Here is a 4,583-nt window from a genome sequence, read left to right as displayed (position 1 = left end):
AAATCGATCATCGCGCTGGCGCACGACCTCGGCATGGACGTGGTGGCCGAAGGCGCCGAGACCGATTCCGACGCGGTCGAGCTCTATCAATTGGGCTGCGAATACGCCCAGGGCTTTGCCTTCGGCGAGCCGATGGATGCGGACGCCGCGATGCGGCTGTTGACGGAAGAGCGGCTGGAGGCGGCGAGTTAGCTCTGCCGTCGTTGTGAGCCTGTCCGTCATTGCTAGGAGCAAAACGACGAAGCAATCCATTCTTCCATTGCGCTGCGAGATGGATTGCTTCCGCCTTCGCTCGTTGAGCTACGGCGGACAAGTCGCGGAGCCTGTCATCGGGCGCGCATTCGCGCGACCCGTTGGCTCGCAATGACGAGGATGGCGCGGCCCCGCACAATGCCGTCATACCCGCGTACGCCGCGGCCTTGCGAGTCTGTCACCGACGCCTCTGGGATACCGGATCACCGGCATGCGCGGGTGATGACGACTGGATATGAATTCGCGATCTCGCGTCGCGAAGCGACCGAGGTTTGCGGTTGATTCCTTCCGTACCCTCGAAACTGGAGGGTGCAGGGAATGCCGGGTGCGCGCTGCACCCGCGGTCTCGTGTGCAAGATTGTGCAAAGAATGCGCACACGAGCATACAGGTTCAGCGGAGGCAATCCGGCATTCCCTGCGCAATGGCTTTACAGCTTATGCCGTACTCTCCCCGGCGACGAATTCGTCTTGTCACCGTCGTTGGCGGATCAAGGCTGGCCAAGCTCGGTTGAGTTGACTTCGCCTCCGCGCAACTTGGCACCAGCAACGGGTGTCAGGACCACACGGTTTTGCCGTACGCTTTAGCGCCGTCGTCTGCGTGCCGTTGATCGCTCACAGGCAAAGCCCGCCCTGCGATCCCGTTGCACGCCTGACGCTGCCGCGTCCACCGCATCCCGCCCCACGTTCGTGACGATCATGATACGCCCCTTCTCGGGACGGGATGGCAAATGTTCTGAACTGATTTGGGGTCGCCTGGAAATAGGAATATTTTCTCTGGAGGGGATTGACAGGATTTTACTGATTTGCCCGGCGGGTCGATCTGTCGCGCCAAGGATTCCGCAGCCTGCGCAGGCGGATTCTCTTTAATCCGCCATCTCGTATCGAGCGGCAGGTTAAAGAGAACCCGCCTACGCAGCTCTATTTCCCTGCCTTTATCCTTTTGAACCGCACGCTCCTGCCATCCGCCAGCCGCGTCGCGATGTAGCCGCCGTCGAGGCAGGCTTCGCGCTGCGGCATCTTCTCCTGCGGGCTGCGCAGGGTCTCCCACCACGACGCGCGATGCGCCGCGCGCGGCAAGGCTGCGCCGATGATGTCCTCGATCGCTTCGAAGCTCAGCACGAATTCGGGAAGCTTCTGCTTCTTCAGGTAATCCCGCAGCGGGTCGTAGTCGTTCACGATCGGTCTCGGTTGTGCATTTGGTCGGCCTTGGCGCCGGTTGAGGCGGCATTGGCGCGATTCGGGGCAACGAATCGTTAACGCAAGACCGCATCGTTGTCTCCGCTTAAGGCTACGACAAGGTTTCCCGTGCATCTACACAAGCTGGGAGCTGGCAATGCTGTTCAGACGGCGCAAGGACGTGGCCACCCGGCCCTGGCGGCTATCGGCCAAGTTGCTGATCGCCTCGTCCGTGGTGACGGTCATCGGCTTCACCGCGATCTGCGCCATCGTCATGCTCGACATGCGCCATGGCGAAGAGAAACTGGCGCAGCAGACGCTGGAGAACCTGGCATCGAGCATCGATTCCGACATCAGCCGCAACGTCGAACTGTACGACCTGTCGCTGCGCGCCGTCGCCAGCAACATGCTGTTGCCGGAGATCAACAACGTCAAACCGGAGATCCGGCACCTGATCCTGTTCGATCGTGCCGCGAGCGCCAAGCATTTCGGCGCGATCCAGGTGTTCGACCCGCGAGGTAATCTGACGATCGATGCTTCGAGCCTCGATCCGGCGCCTGACAATCGCGCCGACGAGGAATTTTTCCAGATTCATCGCGACCAGCCCGACACCGGCCTGTTCATCAGCCGCCCGATGCTGCACCGCGGCGCGTACTCGATCGTGCTGAGCCGCCGCATCACCGGCGACGACGGCCGCTTCCTCGGTATCGCCGTGGGCTCAATCCGCTTCAGCTATTTTCACGACCTGGTCGGCCGCCTCAATCTCGGCCCGGACGATATCATCACCGTGTTGCGCCGCGACGGCACCGTGATCATGCGGACGCCATTCGACCTCGACGTGATCGGCAAGAATCTCGGCCACCTGCCCGGTGTTATCCGGGTGCTGTCCGAGCCGAGCGGATCGTATTCGGGGCCGGGCGCGTTTGATGGCGTGCCGCGGCTGTTTATCTGGCGCGACGGCACCCGGCCGCTTGTTGTTGTGGTTGGCAAGCCCTGGAGGGACATTCTCAGCCTCTGGCGCACCGAGGCGACCCGGATCGGCGCGGTCATGATAGCGCTGATCTCCTTCGTGCTCGGCGTCACGTTGTTCCTCGGGCGCGAAATCGGCCGCCGCGCGCAGGCCGAGGACAAGCTCGAGGAGCTTGCGACCACCGACGCGCTCACCGGGCTGAAGAACCGGCGCAAGTTCGATACCGAGATCGACGCGGAGTGGCGCCGCGCGACGCGCCAGAAAATGCCGCTCGCGCTGCTGATGATCGATGCCGACCACTTCAAATCCTACAATGACACCTACGGTCATCAGGCCGGCGACCAGGTGCTGGTCGGTATCGCGATCTGCATCTCGGACTCGGTGAAGCGCGCCGGCGACTGCGCCGCGCGTTATGGCGGCGAGGAATTCGCGGTGCTGCTGCCGACCTGCTCGGCCACCGATGCGATGCGGGTGGCCGAGAACATCCGGCACAAGGTGCGACAATGGTCCGACGGCCCGGCGATCACGACCGTCAGCATCGGCATAGCCAGCGTGACGCCGGTCGCCGGCATGGACTGGCCCGCCCTCGTGGAAGCCGCCGACAAGGCGCTCTATGCCGCAAAGGAAAGCGGCCGTAACCAGTGCGTGGTCGCGAGCTTGCCGAAGCTTTCGCTGGTGGCTTAGGCGGTCAACTCGTCATTGCGAGCGAACGGGTCGCGCGAATGCGCGCCCGATGGCGAGCTCCGCGACCTGTCCCTTGCCCCTACTGCTCCAGATACTTCCTCATCTCGGCGCGCAGGCCGTCGCGCAGATCGGCGCGCGCCATGCCGAAGGCGATGTTGGCGCGCAGGAAGCCGGGCTTCGATCCGCAATCGTGCCGCTCGCCCTTGAATTCGACGCCGTAAAAGCGCTGCGTCCTGGCAAGCCCGATCATCGCATCGGTGAGCTGGATCTCGCCGCCGGCGCCGCGCGCCTGGGTTTGCAGAATCCTGAAGATCTCCGGCTGCAGGATGTAGCGCCCGGTGATCGAAAGATTGGACGGCGCGGTGCCTTTCGGCGGCTTCTCCACCATGCCGTCGACCTCGAACATGTTGCCGTGGGCGTGGCGCTTGCCGACGCCGCAGATGCCGTATTGATGGGTGAGATGGTCGGGCACCGCCTCGACCGCGATCAAATTGGACTTGTCGCCGAGCCCGCCTGCGGCCTCGATCATCTGCGCCAGACAGCCCGGCGTGTTCAGCACCAGTTCGTCCGGCAGCACGACCGCGAACGGCTCGTCACCGACGATGTCGCGGGCGCACCATACCGCGTGGCCGAGGCCGAGCGGCGCCTGCTGCCGCGTAAAGCTCATGGCGCCGGCCGCGGGCTGGTCGCGCGCCAGAATGTCCTGCTCGGCCTTCTTGCCGCGCGCTGCCAGCGTGGCGTCGAGCTCGTACATCCGGTCGAAATGGTCCTCGATCACGCCCTTGTTGCGGCCGGTAACGAAGATGAAATGCTCGATGCCGGCTTCCCGCGCCTCATCGACCACATACTGGATCAGCGGCTTGTCGACGATGGTCAGCATTTCCTTCGGCATCGCCTTGGTGGCGGGCAGGACGCGGGTGCCGAGGCCGGCGACCGGAAAGACGGCTTTGCGGATTTTCATGGGAATGTCGGGGGCCTCAAAAGGGTGGGACGGCGCGATCAATCGCACGTTGGCAGCCGGTTTGCATCCGCTAACAAAGGCGGATGTGTGATGGCCGTTTCCGCCCCCGCGACCCGGGAAGGCCAAGGCAACAAAATCTCGCCTTTGTTAAGCTATTGGAAAGCGTGAGAAGGGCTTCTGGAACGGTCGTTTGAGGCAGGCGGACAGGACATGCGGCGCACGGCAACATCGGTGACCCATCGGACCGGCGCGATCATCGTCGCGGCGGCGCTAATTTCTTGCGGCGAGGCCAGTGCGCAGTCGACCAGTGACGGGCTGTCGAACCTGTTCGGCAATATTTTCTCCGGCTCGAAACCGGAAACATCGGCGCCACCGCAGGCCGCGCCTGGCCCTGACGGCGGGCCGCCGCCCTGGAGCGGCGAGGACGGCGCCTCCGGTCACCCCCTGATGACAGCATCCGCGATCCGGCAGGCGGCAGCGAACTTTCCAAACTGCGTCGCCGCGATGTGGCCCGATGCCGCACGCCGCAATGTCACTCAA

4 protein-coding genes and 1 pseudogene are annotated in these 4,583 nt (G+C 63.8%); 3 read left to right on the top strand and 2 right to left on the bottom strand.

Annotation, left to right across the window (positions count from 1 at the left end):
- Positions 1 to 192, top strand: a 192-nt coding sequence (locus tag WCE35_RS11765; protein WP_424593511.1) for an EAL domain-containing protein, incomplete at its 5' end; no start/stop codon positions are given.
- 978 nt (positions 193 to 1,170) lie between these two features.
- Here the strand turns inward: WCE35_RS11765 and WCE35_RS11760 are convergent.
- Positions 1,171 to 1,428 (bottom strand): DUF7662 domain-containing protein, encoded by a 258-nt coding sequence (locus WCE35_RS11760; protein ID WP_424593510.1) that lies wholly within the window; start codon positions 1,426 to 1,428, stop codon positions 1,171 to 1,173.
- A 157-nt stretch (positions 1,429 to 1,585) separates the two neighbouring features.
- Here WCE35_RS11760 and WCE35_RS11755 point away from each other — a divergent pair, with 157 nt between their 5' ends.
- Positions 1,586 to 3,082, top strand: a complete 1,497-nt coding sequence (locus WCE35_RS11755; protein ID WP_424593509.1) for a sensor domain-containing diguanylate cyclase — start codon at positions 1,586 to 1,588, stop codon at positions 3,080 to 3,082.
- Between the two features lie 79 nt (positions 3,083 to 3,161).
- Here the strand turns inward: WCE35_RS11755 and WCE35_RS11750 are convergent, their stop codons facing one another.
- Entirely contained in the window at positions 3,162 to 4,043 is an 882-nt protein-coding gene (locus tag WCE35_RS11750; protein WP_424593508.1) for a UTP--glucose-1-phosphate uridylyltransferase, read from the bottom strand.
- Positions 4,044 to 4,253: 210 nt separating this feature from the next.
- Here WCE35_RS11750 and WCE35_RS11745 point away from each other — a divergent pair.
- Positions 4,254 to 4,583 (top strand): annotated as a pseudogene (locus tag WCE35_RS11745) (lytic murein transglycosylase); the annotation flags it as partial.

The organism is Bradyrhizobium sp. (assembly GCF_049691595.1).
Taxonomy (GTDB): Bacteria; Pseudomonadota; Alphaproteobacteria; order Rhizobiales; family Xanthobacteraceae; genus Bradyrhizobium.
Note: the sequence above shows the minus strand (reverse complement) of the source record. Positions and strands in the feature narration are given on the sequence as shown.

Coding starts and splice junctions, on each gene's coding strand:
- WCE35_RS11755 (WP_424593509.1), top strand. CDS start 1,586: ATGCTGTTCAGACGGCGCAAGGACGTGGCCACCCGGCCCTGGCGGCTA.
- WCE35_RS11750 (WP_424593508.1), bottom strand. CDS start 4,043: ATGAAAATCCGCAAAGCCGTCTTTCCGGTCGCCGGCCTCGGCACCCGC.